At 59.1% G+C, this 18739-nt stretch carries 15 protein-coding genes and 1 pseudogene; 10 read left to right on the top strand and 6 right to left on the bottom strand.

All coding sequences use genetic code 11. The features are described 5' to 3' along the window. The first annotated feature begins 415 nt into the window (after window positions 1–415). Window positions 416–1702 carry a PucR family transcriptional regulator gene (locus ACWCPQ_RS24875; RefSeq protein WP_449902922.1) on the top strand — a complete coding sequence of 429 codons (1287 nt, stop codon included), beginning with the start codon at window positions 416–418 and terminating at the stop codon, window positions 1700–1702. Between the two features lie 308 nt (window positions 1703–2010). Here ACWCPQ_RS24875 and ACWCPQ_RS24870 read toward each other — a convergent pair whose 3' ends face one another. Further along, entirely contained in the window at window positions 2011–2214 is a 204-nt protein-coding gene (locus tag ACWCPQ_RS24870) for a hypothetical protein (RefSeq protein WP_449902921.1), read from the bottom strand. Between the two features lie 74 nt (window positions 2215–2288). Here ACWCPQ_RS24870 and ACWCPQ_RS24865 point away from each other — a divergent pair, with 74 nt between their 5' ends. Further along, a complete protein-coding gene (locus tag ACWCPQ_RS24865) occupies window positions 2289–3284 on the top strand; it encodes an oxygenase MpaB family protein (RefSeq protein ID WP_449902919.1) in 996 nt (331 codons plus the stop codon). Between the two features lie 223 nt (window positions 3285–3507). Then, the gene (locus ACWCPQ_RS24860) at window positions 3508–5166 is read left to right on the top strand and encodes a sigma-54-dependent Fis family transcriptional regulator (protein WP_449902917.1); all 1659 of its coding nucleotides are present in this window, start codon (window positions 3508–3510) and stop codon (window positions 5164–5166) included. A 667-nt stretch (window positions 5167–5833) separates the two neighbouring features. Here the strand turns inward: ACWCPQ_RS24860 and ACWCPQ_RS24855 are convergent. From ACWCPQ_RS24855 to benA, 4 genes are all read right to left on the bottom strand, one after another. Further along, window positions 5834–8599: a LuxR C-terminal-related transcriptional regulator gene (locus tag ACWCPQ_RS24855; protein WP_449902915.1), complete on the bottom strand. Its 2766-nt coding sequence runs from the start codon at window positions 8597–8599 to the stop codon at window positions 5834–5836. A 90-nt stretch (window positions 8600–8689) separates the two neighbouring features. Continuing rightward, on the bottom strand, window positions 8690–11512 hold the full coding sequence (benC, locus tag ACWCPQ_RS24850) for a benzoate 1,2-dioxygenase electron transfer component BenC (protein ID WP_449902913.1): 2823 nt from the start codon (window positions 11510–11512) through the stop codon (window positions 8690–8692). A gap of 18 nt (window positions 11513–11530) precedes the next feature. Beyond that, window positions 11531–12055, bottom strand: a complete 525-nt coding sequence (gene benB / locus ACWCPQ_RS24845) for a benzoate 1,2-dioxygenase small subunit (RefSeq protein WP_449902912.1) — start codon at window positions 12053–12055, stop codon at window positions 11531–11533. Window positions 12056–12065: 10 nt separating this feature from the next. Next, window positions 12066–13454, bottom strand: coding sequence for a benzoate 1,2-dioxygenase large subunit (gene benA / locus ACWCPQ_RS24840; RefSeq protein WP_449902910.1), 1389 nt, complete (start codon window positions 13452–13454; stop codon window positions 12066–12068). Between the two features lie 249 nt (window positions 13455–13703). On the opposite strand from benA, the gene ACWCPQ_RS24835 reads away from it, so the two are divergent. Genes ACWCPQ_RS24835 through ACWCPQ_RS24815 form a run of 5 tightly spaced genes read left to right on the top strand, consistent with a single transcriptional unit; the run spans window position 13704 to window position 17730 of the window. Beyond that, entirely contained in the window at window positions 13704–14618 is a 915-nt protein-coding gene (locus ACWCPQ_RS24835; protein ID WP_449902908.1) for a LysR substrate-binding domain-containing protein, read from the top strand. Between the two features lie 2 nt (window positions 14619–14620). Beyond that, window positions 14621–15724, top strand: coding sequence for a mandelate racemase/muconate lactonizing enzyme family protein (locus ACWCPQ_RS24830; RefSeq protein ID WP_449902905.1), 1104 nt, complete (start codon window positions 14621–14623; stop codon window positions 15722–15724). Window positions 15725–15761: 37 nt separating this feature from the next. Continuing rightward, on the top strand, window positions 15762–16616 hold the full coding sequence (gene catA / locus ACWCPQ_RS24825) for a catechol 1,2-dioxygenase (protein ID WP_449902904.1): 855 nt from the start codon (window positions 15762–15764) through the stop codon (window positions 16614–16616). Window positions 16617–16645: 29 nt separating this feature from the next. Continuing rightward, window positions 16646–16921, top strand: coding sequence for a muconolactone Delta-isomerase (catC, locus tag ACWCPQ_RS24820; RefSeq protein WP_449902902.1), 276 nt, complete (start codon window positions 16646–16648; stop codon window positions 16919–16921). Window positions 16922–16962: 41 nt separating this feature from the next. Then, entirely contained in the window at window positions 16963–17730 is a 768-nt protein-coding gene (locus tag ACWCPQ_RS24815; protein ID WP_449902901.1) for an alpha/beta fold hydrolase, read from the top strand. A 119-nt stretch (window positions 17731–17849) separates the two neighbouring features. Here ACWCPQ_RS24815 and ACWCPQ_RS24810 read toward each other — a convergent pair. Next, window positions 17850–18068: pseudogene (locus ACWCPQ_RS24810) on the bottom strand (IS481 family transposase); the annotation flags it as partial. A 62-nt stretch (window positions 18069–18130) separates the two neighbouring features. Between ACWCPQ_RS24810 and ACWCPQ_RS24805 the strand changes: the two are divergent. Beyond that, entirely contained in the window at window positions 18131–18388 is a 258-nt protein-coding gene (locus ACWCPQ_RS24805; protein WP_449902899.1) for a helix-turn-helix domain-containing protein, read from the top strand. After that, entirely contained in the window at window positions 18364–18648 is a 285-nt protein-coding gene (locus ACWCPQ_RS24800) for a hypothetical protein (RefSeq protein WP_449902897.1), read from the top strand. The genes ACWCPQ_RS24805 and ACWCPQ_RS24800 overlap by 25 nt, the downstream gene beginning before the upstream one ends. Window positions 18649–18739 lie beyond the last annotated feature (91 nt).

Genomic DNA, 18739 nt, shown 5'->3' with positions numbered 1-18739 from the left:
GTCACTCCTGTGAGTGGCGCCAGGTCTGGCAGTCTTGGCTCAAGCTCGAGCAGCTGTGCGTGCGTGAGTTGGAATACCCGCCCTGAATAGGCGCCGGTCAAGCGAATGGATCGTGTCGTCTAGCGACAATCTACCTACTCTCACCGAAATTTAGATACCGCTGCGGATCGAAACTGGCCTAGAATTTATTCGAATGGCGCAAATATCGCAGGCGGACTGTTGATTGCAGTATCCCGGCAACTGAGCTGATGATCTCAGCCTCTGAGCCGACTGGCGTCACCGCGGTGCTAAAGAATCCCAAAATAATGGAATTAGCCCGCTCAGTCTAACCCCGGAGTGGCCTCAAGCGAACCGCACTGATGCGGCATGTCGCTTCGATGGCGCCTTCCGGGCCCACGAATGGTAATGTGACAGGGTGTCGTCCACCGATTTGATGGGCATCTTCCGAAGTCTGGCACCCTCCTGGACGCGTGAGGGCGAAGTTGACTCCTACCTGGCGCAAGAGGTTGTCATCAACGCCAAATCGCGAATTGGATCAGGTCCTGCCGGGTGGGCCCTGCATGCCGCAGCGGAGAACACTGAGGTGGTAGCGCAGTACTTCGATACAGTTCCAGATTTGCCCGTAGCCGCAATCGGGGCCTCTATTGAGGCGCTCCTTATTGACATGATCAGTGACGTTCTCGCCCCGAACGAGCAGCTACTCGGCCCGTCCGCGGTACCGCCTATGGCGGCAGCGGCGGCGCAAAGGGACGTACCCTTCGAAGACATTATGGAGCAGATACGTGTACTTGAGCGTGACATATTTTCACGCCTGGTAGATGCATCGCCGAAAGCTTTGAAGGAAACCCTTTCGAGCGAATTGGCGATGCTGGTTTCCAAAATGTTCGATGGGCATGTCAATCGATTCGTCGTCGCTTACATGCGAGAGCGCGATTTCCTGATGGATAGCGTCCTGGCGCGACGCCGCACTATTATTGACTCAATAATTGATGAGCAGGACTATACTCCAGGTCAGATTCGAGAGGATCTTGGAGTTGAAATAGAGAGATTTCACATCGGGTTCGTCCTCTGCAGGCCAGGCACCTACGGAAGTGACTTGGAGCATGTCTTCGAAGACATGACCGCCCACCTGTCCAACGCATCCTCTCTTGTGATTCGGATAGGTCACGATCAACTCTGGGCGTGGCTGTCGACCTCGTCGGAGCCGAAGCGGCAGGACCTTGAGCGCCTCAGCCTTCCACCGGGGACTCCGGATGGTCTGCGCTGTGCGATTGGTGAGCTGGCCGCCGGCCAGCGAGGATTCCGTCGAAGTCATCTGCAGGCGAGAGCGATCGACACCTTCGAAGCGCAGGCGCAGCGCGCGGAAGCTCGCCTGGTGAGGTGGGTCGACCGCTCGCTGGTCGCACTACTCGGCGCGGACATTGAAAAGGCATCGTGGTTTGTCAAGACGACGCTTGGGCCGTTGGCAACTGACAGTGAGGGAGCGTCGGAACAGCGAGCCACTCTATGGGCGTACCTTCGCACGGGGCGAAGCCTGTTGCGGGCCGCGGAGCAGAGCCATGTTCATCGCAACACGGTTGTCTATCGGCTGAATCGGATCGAGAAGATCCTTGGACGATCGCTGGCGGACGCATGCGCAGATCTAGAAATTGCCCTCATGCTGGTCGACTCCGCCGGACCCGTCGTGTTGGACGCGCAGTGACATGATTGGGCAGGTGCTGTACTCCAGTACTAACCGGCACTGGAAAATTCGGCTCCTGCACTAGTGACCAGGACGATCGATGTCTGCGATGTTATCTAGGACACAGCATGCCGGTTGCGTCACACGATGTGTTCCTTGGAGGGTGCGATGATGCATCACAAATTTGCAGTTCCGAGAAGTTCTCTCAGGCTGTCGATCAATAATGGATTGGTCGGACGCACTGAACAGGTCCGCTGCCTGTTCTCAGAAGCTCTCTGAACCCTGTTGGGTCAAGATTGCGCGTCGCCTTCCTGCAGTAGAGCAGGCTTTCAGTCGATGAAACGCATGCTGAGGTTTGTGCGATATTGCCTGGCTTTGGCAAGTATTTGGGCGTTTTCGATGGTGGCCCGAAACCCATTTTGAGCCCTGCTTCCATCGCCGCGGATCGAGTTACTGGAGCCTATGAGTAAGGGCAATGCTCGAATCGACTTCGAGGCGTGCCCCGGCTTCCTGTAAGAGGAGAGGATCGTCATCCATTGATTTTGGATTGTTGACAAAATTAATTCTTATCACTTGAGACGGTGACTACCGAAAGTAGGGTAATAAAATGCCGCGTAAATGGATAGCGGATCGTATTTCAGGGCTCGATCCTGAAGTGGACTATGATGAAATCTGGAAGCTCATGACCTCGTATCGGTCGAACGATTTCATCAATAATCTCCACTACACTGTAACCTTCCCTCATTTTTTTCTTTTCGAATCTGTGGCAAGGTCGGTCTATTCCAGTGGTGCCGGAAAGATACTCAACGACCCAGATAAGCGTGCTGACGATACGATGCGGAAGATGCACATATGGTGGCAGAACGGGGCTAATCACGAGTTGACAATTAAGAGCATCGAAGGTGTGAACAGGTTGCACGCGCATGTTGCGAAGACGCACCCCGAGGGTTTCGAGCTGAACAAAACCTATCTTTACACGCTGTGTTATGAGGCCGCGGGCGTTCATAGGTTGATGCGCCGGGTAGGACTTCCTGGTTTCACAGAAAAAGAAAGAGCTGCGTCGCAGAAATTCTGGAACCAAATCTGTGCGCACTTCGAGGTTATCGGCACGGGCAAATCTGTAAGCGGATTTCCGGAAACCTTCGATGACATCATGGCTTTCATGGACCAATTCGAGTCACAGGAGGTTCCTTCTCACGAGCTCGGGAAGACGTGTACCGAGGTGATTATCGAACAATTTGCGGACAAGAATTTCCCCAAGCCGCTGCACGGCTTCGGTCGTGCGTGGGGATTGAGCCTGCTGCCAGATCATCTGGTCAACGCATTTGGGCTCGACATGCCCAATCGTGTAGCCATCCGTTTCTTCAGGCTCATTACGGCAGGAATGTATTTGATGGGCGAGAAAATCCTACCCGATCCGACGGAAACGTATCTTGATCGTCGAAAGATGGACAGGAGTAGGAAGCTTCGGGATGCGGCCGCGGCGAGAGGTGGCGCAGCTTCGTCGGTGACCGGCGGATGTCCATACGAAATCAGTACGTCGGCCGACGCAGTCCAGTCGTCCGGTGAGCCAGCGCGACCGGCTGAGATTGGAAGCGAGTAGTCTACGCCGTGGCACAGACGGAGATGTCAGAGCGGGCTGGCAGCACTGACTTCTCCGCTGTTTCAAGTCGCACAGTCAACTCCGACATCGTTTGGTCAACAGGGCTCCGGAAAGGGATCTCCGAACCGGATCACTGCTTCCGAACACCGCGTGGGACTGGTGCGATTGCCCGCGTGTACGCACCGTTTAGGTACCCATCACCAATACGTGATTTGGACATCCCATGTGCTCTGAAAAAGTAGCCTTGCGCACCGGTGTTGGCGAGCAGTTGCGCCCGGAGATCGCTCTGTCCTGGCATCGTTCACGGCTTAGCGGCCTGGAACCCGATAATGCCAGTATCCAGATCGGACACGATGCTGTGCCCCGAAGGACGCGCCTGCTGACTGCTGCGTCTCCAGTACTGAACCGGCTTTCCGATCAGCTCTCCGACGCACCGTGCTGCGTACTAATTTCTGACCGTGATTCGCGCATTGCTGCGCATCCGATCGGTTCGCCTGCTCTTCAGAATCGGCTAGAGGGTGTGGGCGCTGTTGTGGGAGGAATTTTTCTAGAGGAAACAACCGGAACGAATGCGATCGCTACTGCATATGAGCTGCGCCATGGTGTTGTCGTACACGGGGAAGAGCACTACTTGGAGCCATTTAAGGCATTTAGTTGTTATGGCCACCCGATTCTCCATCCAGCCACGCGCCGTCTGCAGGGAGTCCTCGACATAACATGTCTGTCGAAGGATTCCACACAGTTGCTGAAGCCAATTGTGGCGCAAGCTGTTCGGGAGATCGAGCTTAATCTGTTGGAAATCGGGCGCTATTCTGAGCGGCGCCTGCTTTCCGAGTTTCAGGTAGCAGCCAGCGGCAGTAAGCGGGCGCTTATCGGTGTGGCGGCCGACTTGATACTCGCGAACCGGGCAGCGACAGAGCTGCTTACCCCTGCCGACCATGCCCGCGTGAGTGAGATGGCTGTCGAGATGACGTCTCGCCCTGGTAAGCGTATCGCCGAGCGCATCGAGACGATCGCCTTGGCATCCGGGCAATCGGTCGTCGCGCGGTTCCGAGTTGTAGAGCCCGGTGTCGATGCAGTGCTGGCTGAATTGGAGCCACGACCACAGGTCGATAGCTCAGGGCAGGCGAGTCGATTGAAATCAGAGACGACGATGCTGGTGGAGGGACAGCCTGTCTATGTCAGCGGATCATCGGGAACTGGTCGAACGACAACCGCATTCCATTTAGCCGGCGCTCGTTCAATCGTTACGCTGGACGGCGCCGAGATGGCGGAATTTGATTGGCGGGCTTTGTCTGACAACCTTTCTGCCGATCGTTCGATCGTTCTTGTCGCAGAGAATATACATCTTATGAGTGAATCGCACGTAGATCGATTGCGTCGTATGCTGCGACCTGCTAGGAACTGTGTAGTACTTACTGGATGCCCGGCTAGTCAGCTCACCGGGGCGTCGGCAGCTCTTGTGGCCATATGCGAGAGCCATGTCGAGCTTGCTGATTTATCTGATCGCGCTCACGAACTGCCGCGCCTGATTAGTGAAATGGTCAATGATCTGGGCGCCGGCGATCGTGTGATTTTCACACCTGCAGCCCTTGCGGCGCTTGCCATGCAACCATGGCCTGGAAACTTGACCGAACTTCGCTCGGTTGTGCGAGTAACCCTTGAGAGTCGGTCGGCGGGATGTATCACTCCAAACGATCTTCCTGAGCGATACCGGCCTGGAGGGCGGCATACTGGTACCATTCTACAAAGAGTTGAATATAATGCGATCGTAAGAGTCCTTCAAGCATGCGACGGTAATAAACTACGCGCGGCTGAGCAGCTCGGTATCAGTCGAACCACTCTCTATAACAGGATTCGGGCCCTGCGAATTCCTCAATGATGGACATTGGAATGCTTGAAACTTGGCCGTTCCGGTATGCGATAGGAGATAGCATTTATATCGTGGGCATCGCATATTTCTACCCGAGTCGAGCACTGGAACGAAAGCCCCCGACCGTTCGTTTGGCGTAACGTCGCCGGCCCGCGCACCCCGCACCAGCTCCCGGCGCTGCGCTCAATTATCGCGGTCGACGAGCGGGATTCTGCGTTGGCCCTTAGGGTGCCCGTGAATGCGGCATGTTAAGCGTGCACGAGTCGGTCGAGATTTTTATAGGTGGCGAGGTTGTCGCCGGCCATGTGGACATCGAGTTCGGCGGGCACGATCGATCGACGACTCCAGAACGCGGTCTGCACGCCGCGGCCGCCGAGAAGTCCTCGGCTCCCTCGCCCGATTTATCCAATATATTTCAGGTGCGGAAAGCTAGATCATTCTGCCGCAGCTGAAGCAATGGCTGCCCGATGGTGGTCGCGGCCTCAGAGGCCTATATATAGATTAATGGGATCCGCGATGGGTGCGCATCGGTGACCGTCCAGGACTGGCCTGCTCGTTGTCTGTCGCGTTTGTCGTTAGATTACCGACAGGCTAGCGGACGCCGAGATCTCTAACACTCACGCCCTGAACCGTTGGTGGTCCAACTATTCGGGAGGGCTCGCGATCAGTGTAAGGGTTACGGGGGACCGAAACGAGCGGCCAACTCGGTCCTGGAACGGACACCGAGCTTGGTGTAGATCCTCGTCAGGTGGTATTGAACTGTCTTGTCGGCTATGAATAGCTCGGCGCCTACCTCCCGATTTGACAGCCCACGTGCGACCAATTGAGCCACAGTTTCTTCCTGCGGGGTGAGAGAATCCGCGCCCCGTCCACTTCGGGGAACTCGAACTCCACCAGCCTTGCGTTCGCGATCGCACCGAACCACGTACGCATGAGCGCCCATCGCGACGAAGATATCTCTAGCGGCTGTAATCTCAGCATCGGCGTCCCGGCGTTTGCCGGCGCGCCGTAGGATCTGGCCGTAGACGAAGCCGATGCGCGCCCGGTCGTACCGCAACGGGCTCCGTTCTAGCAAATCCAGCGCCTCGTCGAAAGCCTCACGAGCCGCGTCGAGATTGCCGAGGGCGCCCGACAGATGGCCACGCGCCGCGCTCAGCCGAGCTCTCGCGCCTATCCGGCCCAATTCATCCGCTCGCCGGAGATGATGTTCGAGGAACTTTTCCGCTTCGTCGAAATAGCCCTCGGCGATCAGCGCGTGGGCATACATGTCCGCCCAGGGCCACTGACCCGGATCCTCGATCCCCTCCCACGCCCATGACCGGGTGAGTGGACGCAGTGCCCGCAGCACCCCAGCGCTGTTGGCGCGCGCTTCGCAGCTATGAGCCCGAGCGAGAGCCGAAGGGACCCGCATAATCTCGTAGTCTTGCGGGCCCGCATCAGCGTGGCGCACTGCCTCCTCGGCCGCGTCCCAGTCGCCGCGCATGGAGTGTACAGCTGCAGCGGTCCAGTGCAGCAGCGGACCAGAGAGCACAATACCGCTGTGATCTAGCAGCGGCGTCGCGTCACGGACGGTGCGCAGAGCATCGTCCCAGTCGCCCCCTAGGAATTGCGCCCGCGCCAGCCAGGCTCGTGCCCACAAAGAGATGCGAGTGGAGCCACCGAGATAGGTCGTGGGTACGGAACTTTCGAGGTCGGCGCGTGCCTCGTCGAGCTCATCGGCAATTAGATGCAGCCAGCCGCGACCCACGGCGATACGTTGGACCTGCGCTCCGTGACGGACTCGATCGGTGAGGTTCTCGTAGGCGCGGCGGGCTTCATCCATGCGGCCGTAGGCCAAACCGAGCCCACGAATTGCGGCTGCCTCGACTCCAGCGGGGGTATCTGCGCCGACAAGGGCAATGGCGCGGTCCGCCCAGTCGACCAGTAATCGCGGGCGGCATCGGCACAGTGCGTGCAGTACATGGCGCTGACAGATCAATGCCGCGGTGTCCGGATCGTGATCTGGGCTGACCAGCTCCCATGCGCGCGAAAGCCGCGTCTCGGCCTGTGCCGGTCGACCACGCAGGATGGCGAGGTAGCCGAGGGCTGCGTTGCGCAGAGGCGTCTCGCGCAGACTCTCCATTTCGGGAACCAACGCCGAGGCAGCGAAAACATCACCCGATCCGATCAGCGCATCGACTGCGCGGGTGAGTCGACTTTCGCGGCGCAGACGGTCCTCGGTGAGCCTCCCTGCTGCACGTAGCAACCCCGCCGCCGCGCCCCACGCGCCGACTGCGGCGCGTTCGGTTGCCAAAGCGTCCAGTCGATCTGCAAGTTCGGGATCGGGGACGGCAGTAGCTGCGACAAGCAGTTCCAGCCTGCGCTGAGGATCGTCGATCAGTTCGGCGGCGCGACGGCGAGCCACGGTTGCAGACACGGTGCCCATCGCGTCGAGCACGGCGGAGCGAACCATCGAGTCGGCTGGGGCGATATCGGTCGGGCTGTGTGTGCCGAAGACGATTAAGCCGCTCGAGAGCGCCTGGTCGAGGGGGCCGAGCGGATCTCTGTCCAGACCGGCGAGCAGCGCGGCATCCTGGACTGTGGTGTCGCCGCCAAGGACACATATCGCCTGCACCAACGCCCGGACCGAGCTGTCGCTAGCATCTAGAACCCGGCGAACATGCGCCGCGACCTCGACCGGTGCGGGCAGGTCCGGATCGAATCGATGCCACACCTGCGGGTCGACCTCGGTGAGTAGTTGAGCGATGTATCGAACCACCCCTCCGGTGTGTCGAGAAAGCCGCTCGGCTGTCGCCGGGGTGAGCTCGATTCCGCGCGCCGCTGCGAACTTCTCCGTATGGGCGGCGTCGAGAGGCAGAAGCTCCATCTCCTCTGTCCAGATTTGCTGCAGCAAGCGTGTTGTGACCGGATCTACAGTCGAGTCTCCTGTCGCGGTTGATGCTATCGCCAGAAAAGGAAGACTGGGATGATGCCGAATTAGTGTGGAAAGAGATTGAAGCGACGGCCGGTCTGCCCAGTGAGCGTCGTCTATTACGATGAGGACTGTTTGCGCGGACCCCTCCGCGAGTTGCAGGAGTCGCGTCGCCGGAGTTCGAAGCTCCACGTTCGGTTGGAGATCGGAATCTGACTCGGAAAGAGGCCAGCCGAACATTTCAGTAGCTTCGCTGGACGGCGCCTCAGCCAGATCGTTGTTGATTTCGGCGGTCCGGAGTAGCTGATCCAGAACGGCTAGCGGTGTGTCTGCCTCCCATTCGGCAGCGGTCGCCCACCATACTGGACCGCCGTAGCCACGCGCGATTTCTCGCAAGAGAGTCGTTCGGCCCATGCCGTGTCGACTTCGGATCACCACAAGCCCGGCTTGTGGCGTGGGTACCCCGTGTAGCCTGGAGACGAGGGTGCTCAGAGCGACCGGGTGCGCGTGCACCGTATCAGAGGGTGCCATGCCGCTACCGTACTCTCAGCTGTGGCCCACCTGCATATTTGTACCCGCCTTGCGATCTCCGAGCGCTGGCGCCCAGCGTCGTGCGCGCCTTCAACCCAAGTCACCGCCGCCTACCGGCAACACAGTCCCGGTGATGTAAGAAGCTTCGTCCGAGGCGAGAAAGGCGATCGCCGCGGCCTGCTCGTCGAGGGTGCCGTAGCGGTGGAGAAGGGCTGAGTCCAATGTCTGATCCACGTGTGCTGAGAACCATTGGCGCTCTCGATCGGTCCGGGGAGCTGTTCCCCCGCGGGGTATGCGTCTGGGCGGTGCCTCGGTGCCTCCGGGCGCGGTCGCAACGACTCGAATTCCCGAATTTGCGTACTCCATTGCCAAAGATGCTGTTAAAGCATTGATTCCGCCTTTCGCTGCCGAGTAGGGGATCCGAAGAATGCCGCGTGTAGCTACCGACGAGACATTGACCACAACCCCTTGCCCACGCTCGACCATCGTCGGCAGTGTGGCCCGGCAGGCCAGTAGCGTAGTCATCAGCGACCGAGTGATCTCAGCTTGGATCTCTTCGGCAGAAAACTCAGTGAACGGCTTGAACTGGATAGCACCGCCGACGTTGTTTATCAGCACATCGATCCTGCCGTAATGGGCTAATGCTGATTCTGATAGACGCTCAGCCCCCTCCCAGCTTTCAAGATCAGCTGTGATTGCGAAGGTCTTTCTGCCTTGGGCTGTTAGATCGGCAGCGACCTCGTTGACGAGTTCGGATCGATCGACCAAAAGCAGAGAGCCGCCTTCGGAGGCGATGCGACGGGCCACGAACTCGCCAATACCCTGAGCGGCGCCGGTCACCACAACGACCTTGTTGTCGAAGCGCCCAGGGCTGAGGAACTTGAGCCGCTTCGCCGCATCGGGGGTCACCATTGCGCGGCGCATGGTTTGTTTGGATCGTTCGGCGTGATCGCTGATTAGTCGGCGTGCCGCCTGACGGTCGCCCGCCTCGAAGGCGGCCACGATATCGATATGGTCCCTTGCGCATCGCGGGTGGCACCAGGTCGCGTTGCGTAGGGTTTCCTCCATTTGCGCCCGGACGCCAAGCGCGCGATAAGCCTCGAGTAGATGCGTGTTCCCGGTCAATGTGAACAGGTAATCGTGGAACGCGGCGTTGGCTTCGGTGTATGCCGCAGCATCAGTGAAACGGTCTCCGTTTACGTAGCGCAGTGTAGATTCTGCCAGCAACCGGTAGCCGGCCAGCTGTTGAGAATTCAACCGACCTATGGTGATATCGAGAGCACCGAGTTCGAGGGCTTCGCGGGCCTCGAACACCGCGTCGGATTGGTTGATCGGTGGATGTTCCTCGCCGATCTCATAGCCTCTGGTGTGAGAGCTATCAGTCTCATTCGCCAGGCTTGTGATTGTGGGTACGAGTTCAGGTGGAATTGGCGGAAGAATCTGCTGCCCCACGATTGCTCGGGCTGACCCTGCAGGGAGCAGCGGATCGCCACGGTCGATCGCTTGTGATCTACTGCCGTTCTCGGGCCAGATCCTTTGTCCCGCAATCATCCGAATCTTCGCGTCGGGCGCTGAAGGCCGCGCTGTCCAGCCCGGCGCAGACTGCGTCGTTGCGTGCTCAGAATTTCGACCCACTCGTAGTGGATTGAGTGGCGCGGCAGTGAAGATGTGCTGTCCTGCCAGATCGCGGCCGACGCCAATCAGTGTCTCGGTCGAGGGGCGACCATGTTCTGTTGAATCTTTGCTAAACACACCACCTTCCGGGGCAACCGGCTCGATATGCGACTTTGTTACCGGAAGGGCAGCGATGGGCACGGCTTGCTTTAGCACCTCGTGGTCGAGTACCGATGAGCGCGCTGCCAGTTCACCGACTGGCGAAACATGGCTTGCCAAGTCCGAGGCGGCGATCCCCGACGGCGCAAACTTCTCGTAATAGAACCCAGTGGGACTGACGCCACGTTCCGTAAAGTGGGTGCGCACTGCGTCCACCATGGGCGGCGGCCCACAGAGATACACCGCCACATCCCCGTCGTAGAGGTGTTTCTCGCGGATCAGCGTGGTGACGTAACCCTTGTTCGGCGCTGTGCTATCCGGGTCGGAAACACAATACTCCCACGTAAATGTTCCCAGATCTTCGCTCAGGTCGCGCAGCGTGTCCAATTCCGCCAGGTCGTCGTCACTGCTTACCCCGTAGACCAAGTGCGCGAGCCGGGGGGAGCCCGCGTCACGCAACGAACGCAAAATCGCCAGCATCGGCGCGAGTCCGGTACCTCCGGCAAGAAGCAGTACCGGCTGCTCGGATTCGCGCAGAAAGAAGCTGCCGTTGGGCCCGGTGAAACTCAGCTTGTCGCCTACTTCGGCGCGCTCTTCGAGGTAGCTCGACATTGCGCCACCGGGAGTGATCTTGATCAGAAAGGTAAGCACCTTGTCGGCGAGAGCATTACTGAACGAGTAGGACCGGCTGTGCTCGGTGCCGGGTACAGCGATGTTCACGTATTGCCCGGGTAGGTAGGCCAATTTGTCACGGTCTGTGATCTCGACGGCCAGTCTAACCGTGGTCGGGGACAAGTGGTCCAATGACGTGATCGTGCCCGAAAAACTTGTTGCCTGAGCTTTAGCAGCTGTGGACGTGCTCGCTATCTGCACCACCAGATCCGATCTCGGCCGCATACTGCACGGCAGCACATAGCCGGCAGCCGCCTCTTCAGCAGTCAGCGCATCATCGATATAGTTGCCGCCGTCGTAGTCGCCGGAATCGCAACGCGCCTTGCAGGTACCGCACGCGCCGTCACGGCAGTCCAGCGGGATGTTGATGCGATGGCGGTAGGACGCATCTGCGACGGTCTGGTCTGCCGCGCAGGTGATGAAGTGCGTGACCCCGTCTTCGAACGATAACGCGACGCGGTAGGTCATGGTCTACTCCCGGAGCTGTCAGAAGTGATACACGTCGACGACGTGGTGGATGTAGTCGTTCTTGAGCACCACCGTCTTGCGACGGATCAGTGGCGTCGGGCCGGAGAAGTCGATCGTGTAAAACGAGGTCCCGTAGTACGGGTCGATTGCCTTGTACCGAAAGTACATTGTGTGCCAATTGAATCGGACGTCGACTAGGTCGCCTCGGCGATCGATGACTTCCACGTTGGTGATGTTGTGGCTGGTCCGTGGTTCGGGAAGCGAGGTGGCCGAGGATCTTTCGGTCCGGATGCGGAAGACTCGATCCTCGAGGCCGCCCTTATTGGGGTAGTAGATCAGTGAGATATCGGTCTGCGGGTTCTCGGTGAGCAAGTCATCGTCGCCCCATGAAGGCATCCAGTAGACGACATCGTCTGCGTAACACTCGAGCCAATTTTCGAATTCGCGGTCATCGAGGTAGCGCGCCTCGCGGTAGAGGAACTGTTCAATGTCATTGTGGGCGATTTTTGCAGTGCTGGCGACATTATCTGCGATGGCAGACATGGTAATCTCCTCAGGCCTCGGCAGTAATGCGCGGGGTATCGCTCTGGTTTGTTTGCTCATGGGCGAGTGCAGCACGCATGGTTTCGAGCCAGTATCCGTGATGAACGGTATAAAGGCCTTCGTCCTCATTTTTCACACCTGCTGACACCACGCCGGTCATTCCCAACGATTCGGCTACCGGATCGGGGCCGGATAGCCAGTGATCAGCACCACGGCTCATGTCATTCCAGGGTGCGGCAGTGGCGCGAAAGGTGAGTTGGCAGGACCGAAACTCCTCGAGGTCGTCGGGGGTGGCCATACCTGAGGCATTGAAGAAGTCCTCGTACTGCCTGATGCGCCACGCGCGCGCCTCGGGGCTCTCCCCCTTGGGTGCAATGCAGTAGATAGTGACTTCGGTCTTGTCTGGTGCGATCGGTCGGAAGTGACGGATCTGTGTGCTGAATTGGTCCATCAGATAGACATTCGGATAGAGCAGAAGGTTCCGAGAGCCCTTGACCATGAAGTCTCCACGGGCATCGCCAAATTCGTGCTTGAGCTGTTCCAACTGGGGCCATAGCGGGCGATCCTCAGGGTTGGCGCACCAGGTCCACAGGCACAGGTGACCGTGCGGGAACGACCAGTAGCCACCACCGGATTTGCCCCACTTGCCGGCGTCGACGGTCTTTGTCTCATTTTGCGATGCACCGGTGTTGCGACGTGATGTGGTGGCTGCGTAGTTCCAGTGTGTTGCGGTCACGTGGTAGCCATCGGCGCCGTTCTCTGCTTGAACTTTCCAGTTGCCATCGTAGGTATATGACGACGAGCCGCGCAGCACCTCGAGTCCGTCGGGAGATTGATCGACGAGCATATCGATAACGGTTACGGTGCCGCCCAGATGATCGCGGAGGTCCATAACGTCGGGGTTCAGGCTGCCGAACAAGAACCCTCGATAGTTGTCGAATCGCACGACTCGGGTCATGTCGTGCGATCCGTTGCGGTTGAAGGACTCGGGGTAACCTGCGCCTTCCGGATCCTTGACCTTCAGCAACGTACCGTCATTGCGAAATGTCCAGCCATGAAACGGGCATGTGAAGGTCAGACGATTGTCGGTCTTGCGGCGGCAGATCATTGCGCCCCGGTGAGCACAAGCGTTGATCAGGCAGCGCAATTCGCCATCGCGACCACGGGTTATCACCACCGGTTGCCGGCCGATGTAGGTGGTGAAGTAGTCGCCCGGTTCGGGGATCTGACTCTCGTGTGCGAGGTAGATCCAGTTGCCCTCGAAGATATGCTTCATCTCGAGTTCGAAGATCTCCTCGTCAGTGAAGATGCGGCGGTTCGCCCGGAAGGCCGCGGCCTCGCGGTCGTCGATGATCGCATCAGCGAGCACCTGCGACAGACGGTCGAATGTAGGGGTCATGGCGTCCTCCAGCAGCCTCGAACGAGTTTCAAGCTCGTGACGAGCGCTCTGCTCGTCACGACACTGGTCACGATCGTCGCATACTGTGACTCCGATCACCCTAGGCGAATGGCCAGTGATCACCCAGGGTGGGATTCATTGACTGTACATATTAATGAGTGAAAAATGAGTATTTGTCTCGACTTAATCCTGGTGCTTACCGTAGCTGATGCACGGGCGCGGTAGCAGCAGGAAGGATGGAGGTCATCAATGGAGTTGAGGCACCTGCGCTACTTCGTGACCGTTGCAGAAACCTGTCATTTCGGTCGCGCGGCCGAGCAGTTACATATTGCTCAGCCCGCGCTGTCCCAAGCGATCCGAGCGATGGAAGCTGAGCTGGGAGCTCCGTTGTTCGTGCGCACAACGCGCCAGGTCGCGCTCACTCCGGCAGGCGAATTTTTGCTCGGTGAGGCGCTACGGGTCCTTGCCGCCGTGAACGACAGTGTGCGCGGAGTACGGCGTATCGCCGAGGGGCGGCTCGGTCAGGTCCGAATCGGCTTTACCGGCACTGCCATACTGTCGCACCTGCCCAGAATTGCGCGCACCCTACGCACACACCTTCCGGAAATCGCGCTCGAAGTGCATTCGGATCTGTTGACGGTACAACAATGTGATCGACTGCGGACCGGCGGCCTCGAATTGGGGGTGCTGCGGCCGCCGGTTCGCGGTGAGGGTATCGCTGTACACATCTTGGATGTGGAACCCTTGGTGCTGGCCGTGGACAGCGAGCATCGTCTTGCCCTGGAGTCCCGGATTGCGATGGCGGATCTGCGCAGCGAAAGCTTCATCAGCTACGCGGGCTCCGACTCTGTGGTCAACAGCGCAGTATTGCGCAGCTGCCGGAACGCAGGGTTCAGTCCGAACCGTGAACTCGTGGCAACGGGGACAGGCGTGCTGCTCGCCCTCGTGGCCGGCGGGCTCGGAATAGCAGTGGTCCCCTCCTCCGCACGGGCACTTTCGCTACCTGGAGTGGTTTTCCGCGACCTGGTCGACGCAGAAACTGTCGAACTTGGCTTGGCGTGGCGACGCGACAGTGAGTCCGCACTCGTCCGTTCAGTGGTCGAAACATTGACTGAGGGCCGTACCGCACTGCCGAGGCCAGCCCCCGCACGCGCAGAGGATTGAATATGAAAATTGTTGATGTGGAGGCAATTCCCTTCGCTATCCCGTACCGCAAGCCGCTGAGATTCGCATCCGGCGAGGTGCACGTAGCTGAGCATGTGCTGGTGCGAGTGCGCACCGACGAAGGCGTGGTTGGGATCGCCGAGGCGCCGCCGCGTCCGTTCACTTACGGAGAGACTCAGGACAGCGTGACCGCGGTTATCCGTAAGATATTTGCCCCCCAAGTGGTGGGGTTGAGCCTGTTCCAGCGCGAGATAGTGCATAGCCGCATGGCTCGAACAGTCGGAAATCCAGTCGCAAAAGCTGCAATTGACATGGCGATCTGGGATGCATTGGGTCGCACGCTTGACGTTAGCGTGACCGATCTGCTCGGCGGCTACACCGATCGTTTGCGAGTATCGCACATGCTAGGGTTCGACGCCCCCGCGGTCATGGTTGCCGAAGCCGAGAAGATGCGAGATCTGTACGGCATCAACACGTTCAAGGTAAAGGTCGGCCGTCGGCCGATCGACCTCGACGTGGCTGTCGTGGAAGCGCTGCGCACGCATCTAGGCCCTGAAATCGACCTCTATATCGATGGTAATCGTGGATGGACGGCAACAGAGTCATTAGCCGCGATGCGACAGCTGGCGAGCTTCGGACTGACCTTTGCCGAGGAGTTATGCCCTGCCGATGATGTTCTGGGTCGTCGCTGGCTGGTGTCGCGGTTGGACGTGCCTTTCATCGCCGACGAATCAGTGCCAACTGCGGCCGATATCACGCGCGAGATACTTGCTGGCGCCGCCACTGCGGTGAGCATCAAAACAGCGCGTACTGGATTCACCGGCTCGCAGCGGGTCCATCATCACACCGAGGGTCTCGGAGTGGAGGTCATCATGGGCAATCAGATCGACGGCCAACTGGGCTCCACGTGCACGGTCGCGTTCGGTGCTGCCTACGAGAGGACGTCACGGCGCGCTGGTGAATTGTCGAATTTTCTCGACATGACCGACGACTTGCTCACTGAACCGCTCAATATTCAAGGGGGCGAACTAGTTGTTCGTCCCGGCGCCGGTCTGGGTGTGGATCTCGACCTGGACAAGCTCGCGCATTTTCGGTGCGACATCTGACCGAATACCACACAGTCCCTGCAAAAAGGAGTTTGTTATGACCAGTATTATTCCGGCACCGACGGCGGCGGGATCCGGGGCGAACGCTACCGACCGATTCAAGTCCGACAAGCCTGTTGTCGTCGACACCCCGAAGGAGCGAGTCAGCCTGCTCGCCCGCGAAGTTATCGATGCAGTCCACGCTACCATTCGCAAGCATTCGGTGACCTACGGTGAGTATAACGCTGTCAAGGCGTGGCTGATCGACGTCGGCGAGACTGGCGAATGGCCGTTGTTTCTCGACGTCTGGGTGGAGCATGTCGTCGAGCAGGTTGCCACGGAACGCCGACGTGGGAATAAGGGCACCATCGAGGGCCCCTACTATGTGCCCGGTGCGCCCGAAATAGGTTCCGCGGGATGGGTTCCCATGCGCGATGATGAACCGGGTGTTCCTCTAGTATGGAGCGGAACGGTCACATCTGTCGACGGTGTCGCACTAGCCGGTGCAACCGTCGAGCTTTGGCAGGCTGATGACGATGGTCTGTATTCGCAGTTCGCGCCGGGGATTCCCGAATGGAACCTGCGCGGTTCGTTCACTGCCGATGCTGAGGGTCGATTCGAGATCCACACCGTACGACCGGCGCCTTACAAGATTCCTACCGACGGCGCGTGTGGCCGCTTGATCGATGCGGCAGGGTGGCACGCTTGGCGCCCAGCCCATTTGCACGTAAAGGTCTCGGCGCCTGGTCATGAGTTGCTGACCGCGCAGCTGTATTTCCCTGGTGACGAGCACAACGAAGACGATATCGCCTCCGCGGTGAAGCCGGAGTTGGTGCTGGATCCACAGACCGACGAAGACGGCCGCGCGCAGTCTGTGACCTACGGCTTCGTACTGGACCCGGTCGCTGTCTGAAATCCATAAGGCAAGAAGGAGATTCACCCATGCTGTACCACGTCCGGATGGATGTGCACATCCCAAGCCATCTGTCTCCCGAACGACGTTCTGAAATCGTCGCTCGTGAGAAAGATTATAGCCAGAAGTTGCAGCGAGCGGGTAAATGGTCACACCTGTGGCGCATCGTGGGTGAGTACTCCAACTTTTCGATCTTCGATGTCGAATCGCACGATGAACTTCACCAACTGCTCTCGGCGCTGCCGTTGTTTGAGTATATGGATATCCAGGTAACTCCACTTGCCGCGCATCCGTCCAAGATCTGATTGGGTCGATAGTGGCTGTCCTTGACACTCCGCGTGGTCCTGTGGGTTATACCGATAGCGGGTCGGGCCCCGCGATTGTAATGATCCATGGCTTTCTGTTCGACAAGAGTATGTGGGCACCGCAAATCGATCATTTCGCGGAACTGGGGTTCCGGGTGATCTGCGTGGATTTAGTCGGTTTTGGCAAGAGCGCCGGTATCGTTGGGCCGATCATCCCAATGTCCGCACACACTGAAGCGATCGCAGCTGTGCTGGCAGTGCTGCGTATTGATAAAGCAGTTCTCGTGGGCTACTCGATGGGAGGACAGGTAGTACTGGATTTCGTCGCAGCCTACCCAACGCAGGTCGGCGCGCTGGTCCTGTCGGACACTTTTGCCGGTCTTGACGACACGGAGGTGCGCCTCCGGCGTCTGGCATTGGCAGACCGGCTGGATCGGGAGGGTCTAGAGCGGTATGCTCAGGAATTCCTGCCGCAGGTTCTCAGCGACCGGACTGCGCGGTTGCGTCCGACGATCGCGGCCCGCGCAATCGAGATGATGACCGGCGCTGATCCGGGTGCCGCGGCTGCTGCATTGCGTGGTCGAGCATTTCGTCGCGATTATACAGATACTGCTCGCGCACTGATGGTTCCAGCGCTTGTTGTCGTGGGCGCTGAAGATGTCTTTGACCGGGGTGTTCTTGGGGTGGAACTCGCAAGTGTTATTCCGCATAGCCGCTTTGCCGCTATCGACCACGCCGGCCACACCCCGAGTTTGGAGGCGCCGTCCGCCTTTAACGCGATAGTCGCAGATTTTCTCGCCGGGGAGTAGTTGTCGATGACGATGTGGACGTAGGCCGTGCCGATGACGGGTCGGTTGCCGGCGCCGCGTTCACCTATTAGGGGCGCGGGCGCGCCAGCGTTCATTTTGCCCTGGCTGCAGCGGATAACGGGTGCCGCCGCCGAGGATGTTGGCGAACTTGGTGACATCGACGTGGATCATCAGGCCGGGGTGGGCATATTCGTCGTCGAGCCGGGGTACACCGGTGACACGTTGATGCACGACGACCGGTTGATTTGGCATCGCACCGGTACTGCGTGCACGGTCGAGGCCGACATCGCGAGTCGGCTAGCGATCTGTATCGGGCCCAACCGGTTCCGCCAATGCAATGTCATCTAAAACTGACAATGGTTGTTGACAGTTCGGGCTCCTAATGTGAATAGGAGTCCTCATGTCCGAACGTGTTTGGAGTGAGGAGGATTTGATCAGGCGCGTGAGTCGGCGCCTGGCTGTTCTACGACATGCCGAGGAGGTCAGCGGCAACGTCGCCGCGACGTGCCGCTACTACGGCATCAGCCGCAACGTCTTCTATCGATGGAAACGCCGATTTGAGGACGAGGGCCTCGAGGGGCTGAAGGACCGTTCCAGCGCGCCGCTGCACTGCCCGAATGTGACCGGCCCGAAGTGGTCGGCAAAATCATCCATCTGAGGCAGCACAACCACTTCGGGCCGCTCGAGATCTCGATGTATCTCCAGCGCTACCGCGATGTCTCGATCAGCCAGTCCGCGGTGTGGCGGATCTTGAAGCGGCTGGCAATGAACAGGCTGCCGGCTTCGCAACGCTATAAACGTCACAAGCGGCGGTGGAAATGCTACGAGAAGCAGCGGCCGGGCCATCACGTGCAGATCGACGTGAAGTTCATCGAGCCGATCACCACCGGACCGCACCGTCGTAAGCGCTACTGCTAGTGTTCTGCGCCTGAAATGCGTTGGCTAATTGTAGGATTCGGCGGTGGCGAGGACGGGGCGGCCGAGATCGGGTCCAGAGTTGGTGGTGACC

This window comes from Nocardia sp. NPDC001965 (genome assembly GCF_053594175.1).
This window is presented reverse-complemented; position numbering and strand designations above follow the sequence as displayed.